The organism is Tahibacter caeni (assembly GCF_024609805.1).
Taxonomy (GTDB): Bacteria; Pseudomonadota; Gammaproteobacteria; order Xanthomonadales; family Rhodanobacteraceae; genus Tahibacter; species Tahibacter caeni.
The window spans coordinates 1-4,247 of the sequence record NZ_JANFVR010000370.1; the positions used below are offsets into that span (position 1 = coordinate 1).

The window sequence follows — 4,247 nt, forward strand, 5'->3', positions numbered from 1 at the left end:
GCGTCTCCGCCGCCTCGGGCGGAACGCTCCGGCGCGCCCGGCGCATCGCCTCGGCCGCGGGATTCGGTGTCGCCGCCGCGGCCGGCGCCGGCCTTGCGCTGCCGAGCCACAGCTGCACGGAAGGCGCGGCGCCGGTCCAGGCGACGGCAGCGGCTTCTTCCTTCAGCAGATGGCCCTCGCCCCACCAGAGCGACGGATCCGCCGCGCCGTAGCGCGCGAACGCCGCCGGCTGCGTGAACAGCGCATGCAGCACGAACACGCCGCCGTAGGAATGCCCCCATATCGCCTGACGCCCGGCATCGAGCGGCGCGATCCGCGCGACCTGCGCGCGCGCCTCGCCGGTCAGGAAACCCAGGAATGCGTCGGCGCCGCCGGTGCGGCGCGAACCCGGCGCGTCGCGCTGCGCCGCATCGCCGCCCGGACGCCGCGGCGTGTAGTCGAATGCGCGCGCGTCCGCATCGATGCGCAGGTCGTTGTCGTGCGCGACGAACACGACGACCGGCGGCGATGCCTGCCGCACGAGGCGCTCCAGCGTTTCGGCGCGCAGGTCCATCAGCGCGGCGTTGCCGTCGAGCAGCCAGGCGCCCGGATAGCCCGCGGCAGGAGCGGAACGCGTCGGCACCGCGACGCGCAGCCGATAGCGCGTCGCCCGCTCCGGCGACGCGACCGTCACGGCCGTGAAGCGGTAGCCCGGCACGCCGGTATCGGCCACGGTCGTGCCGACGCGCCGCGACAGATCCGGCTGCGCGCCGGCCGGCACGGCCAGCAGCGCCGCGAGCGCGAGGAACGAGGTCTGCAGCCGGCGCATCACCAGGCGAACCGTGCCGTGGCCACGACGGTGCGGCCGGTGCCGTAGAAGCACGAGGAGACGCCGCTGCAGGTCGAGACGAACAGCTTGTCCGTCAGGTTGCTGACATTGAGCGCGAGCTGCGTGGACGCCGCGCCGAGGCGGCCGAGATCGTAGCGGACGGCCGCGTCCCAGAGCGCGTAGGACGGAATCCGGTAGAGGTTCGCGCTGTCGCCGTAGCTCTCGCCGTTGTAGCGCACACCGGCGGCGACGCTGAGTCCGGACAGCGCGCCCGCCTCGATCGTGTAGTCGGCCCAGAGCGCGGCGGTCCAGTCCGGCACCATTGCGAGCTGCTTGCCGCGATAGCCGTTGTTGCTGCGCGTGACCTCCGAATCCATGCGGGTCAGCGCGCCGATGACGCTGAACCCGTCGAGCGGCGTGATGCGTCCTTCGAGCTCGACGCCGCGCACGCGGCCCTCGCCGTCCTGCACCTGGCATTGGCTGACGCCGGTCGTGCCGCAGGTCGCGTGCGTCGGATCCGGATCGCTGGTCAGGATGTTCTGCTGGCGCAGGTCGTAGGCCGACACGGTAATCAGGCCGTCGTAGGCCGGCTGATACTTCAGGCCGCCCTCCCACTGCTTGCCCGTGACCGGGTCGAACGGCGTGCGCGCGAAGCTCATCGAGACGGTGCTGCCGGCCGGCTGGAACGATTCGGCGTAGCTCAGATACGGCGTGAACCCGCCGTCGCCGGCGAACAGCACGCCGGCGTTCGCGCTCAACGCCTCGTTGTTGACGACGGCCGGCACGCGCGGGCCGTAGACGCCGCTGGCCACGGTATGGCTGCGCGTATAGGTGTCGTCCTTGGTCCAGTCGTAGCGGCCGCCCACGTTGAAGCGCCATCGGTTCAGCGCAATCTGGTCCTGCAGATAGAGGCCGGTCTGGCGGTTCGTGCCGCCGGAATAGCTGATGCTCGTGGTGACCGGCACGTAGCCCGTGTAGACCGGATTGAAAATGTCGATGTCGGCCGGATTGACCATGGCGCCGCGCGCGCCGTCCCAGTCGGCTTTCTGCCAGTCCACGCCGGCGAGCAGGGTATGCGCCGCAGCGCCGGTGTCGAAGGTGCCGGTCAGGCGCGTGTCGGCGGTGTCGCCGCCGGAATCGCCGGTTCCCCAGGTCGCGCGGCGCTTCTGCGTGCGGCCGTCCGCGTCGAGCGCGCCGTTGGTCACCACCGTGCGGAACAGCGACTCCACGTCGGTATGGCGCGCGCTCTGGCTGAAGGTCCAGTGCTCGCCGAACGCATGCTCGAACACGTAGCCTGCGGTCCAGATCGTGCGGTCGAACGTGTTCCAGCCCGGTTCGCCGATGAACGCCGTGTTGCGCATGCGGCCGTAGGCGGTCGGCCGCAGGGTGCCGTCGAGCGGCAGGAACTGGTAGGTCGAGCCGCCGTCGTCGCGCTGGTAGAGTCCCAGCAGGGTCAGGCGCGTGCGCTCGGCGATCTGCCAGGTGTAGCTCGGCGCGACGAACTCGTGCTCCTGCCGCGTGCGGTCGATCTGCGTGTCGCCGTTGCGGTACAGCCCGACGAGTCGGAACAGGTGACGATCGTCGCCGCTGCCCTGCCCCAGATCGAACGCCGTGTTGTACTGCCCGTGGCCGTCCACGCCGATGCGCAGCAGCTGCTCCGGGTTCGGCTGCGGCGTCTTGCTGACCTGGTTGACCATGCCGCCCGGGGCGACCTGGCCGTACATGACGGCCGACGGCCCCTTGAGCACCTCCACGCGCTCGAGGTTCCAGCTGTCGATCATCGTGCGGTTCCACTGGCTGCCCTGCGGCGCGCGCATGCCGTCGATCGTGACGTTGTTGCTCCAGCTGCCCGCGTCGAAGCCGCGCAGGCGGAAGTCGTCGACGCGGTTGTCGATGCCCGAGCTTTCGAGTGCGACGCCGGCGACGTAGCGCATCGCCTCGTTGAGGTTCTGCACGCCGCGCGCGTCGAGTTCTTCGCGCGCGATGACCGAGACGGACCGGGAGGTCTCGGCGATCGGCGTGTCGGTCTTGGTCGCGCCCGAGGTGTGCGTGGTCGTGCGGTAGGCGTTCACGCGCACGGTGTCGAGGGTCGCCGTGTCGGCATCGGTGCCGTTGTCGGTGTCGGCGACCGCGCCGGCGGCCTGCGCGCTCCACGGCAGCGCGAGAAGGACAGTCAGGGAAAGGAACAGCGGAGTCCGGGCGAACGGACGCGGGAATCGGGTCGAGTGCACAGCGCCAACCTGTCGGGCTTGAACGAGCTGGCTGACTGCGGGCGCAGCGGCTGAAGACGCGACCTTAACACATGAGAATGATTCTCAACTACAAGCCAATGGTCTATGCGGGACTCCGTGCGCGACGCGCGTGGGACGGCCCGCAGGCACGCGCGACGGCGCATCGCGGCGCTTCGGAAAACGCCGTGCGCGTGATGCGCCGGACTCGCGGCAGGCTTCGCTGCGCGTTGCCGCGCAGGCCCGCCGTCCGGCGCACGCAGCGCCGGACGGCAGGCTGCGGATTCACTCGGCGACGACGCCGCCGACCGGAGCGGCCGGCACGCGCGCCGGCGCGTCCAGGCGCGGACCGCGCATCGGATACGCGTCGAGCATCGGCCGGTAGCTGTTCCAGTACGCGCGCAGCAGCACGGCGTTGAGCACCGCGACGATCGCGAAGGCGTAGTACCAGTGCAGGTCGAATACGTAGAACAGGCACAGCACGGCCGAGATCGGCGTCAGCAGCGCGACGCCGAGCGCGGGCTTGTAGTTCAGCAGCAGGCTCAGGGCGCCGGCGAGCTCGATGAATTTCATGAAGCTCCAGAAATACAGCGTCTCCTGCAGCACGGCGTGGAACGAGCCCGGATTCGAGCGGCCGGTGATGTGCATGCCGAAGAAGATCGTCAGGATGCCGTCGACCGCGCCGAACAGGTAGATGATGCCGAGCAGATAGCGCGCGGCGGTTTCGTGGATCTTGAGTTTCACGTCGTACCCCTTTGGTCAGTGATGGTTGCAGTGGTCGTTTCCCGCGGCGCCGGCGGCCGGCGCGCAGGGGTGTCGTGCCGCGCGTCCGTCGCGGCGTCATGAGGCACGGCGCCGCAATCGCGCAGCGCGTCGGCGAGCCGTTGCGCCGCCGCGCCGTCGAGCAGCGAGAAATGATCGGCGTCGATGTCGACGACGGCCGGAGGCGACGCGAGCCAGCCGCCCCAGCCGTAGTCGTGCGCGCGCGGCGCCGCGTCGGTGCGCGTGGCGCGCACGAGGCAGGCCTGCAGCGGCTGCGCGAGCCGCTGCGGCCGGTAGCGCGCGAAGTTGTCGAGGTTCGCGCGGAACACGCCGTAGAGCGTGTCGAACTGCGTGCGGTCCATCGCGATCCCGTGCGCCTGCAGCAGCGCGCCGGCATCGCCGTCGGCGAGCGCGCGCAGCGCGTCGCGGTCCGCGCGCACGGCGACGCC

4 protein-coding genes are annotated in these 4,247 nt (G+C 70.8%); all 4 read right to left on the bottom strand.

Annotated elements, in window-relative coordinates; genetic code table 11:
* Positions 1-808: alpha/beta hydrolase (locus NON22_RS20925; protein WP_257388921.1), on the bottom strand; the 808-nt coding region annotated here is incomplete at its 3' end.
* Positions 808-3,039 (bottom strand): TonB-dependent siderophore receptor, encoded by a 2,232-nt coding sequence (locus NON22_RS20930; protein WP_257388922.1) that lies wholly within the window; start codon positions 3,037-3,039, stop codon positions 808-810. The genes NON22_RS20925 and NON22_RS20930, both read right to left, overlap by 1 nt.
* Before the next feature lie 282 nt (positions 3,040-3,321).
* Positions 3,322-3,780, bottom strand: coding sequence for a hypothetical protein (locus NON22_RS20935; RefSeq protein WP_257388923.1), 459 nt, complete (start codon positions 3,778-3,780; stop codon positions 3,322-3,324).
* A partial coding sequence (locus NON22_RS20940; RefSeq protein ID WP_257388924.1) for a hypothetical protein occupies positions 3,777-4,247 on the bottom strand: 471 nt, incomplete at its 5' end. The genes NON22_RS20940 and NON22_RS20935, both read right to left, overlap by 4 nt.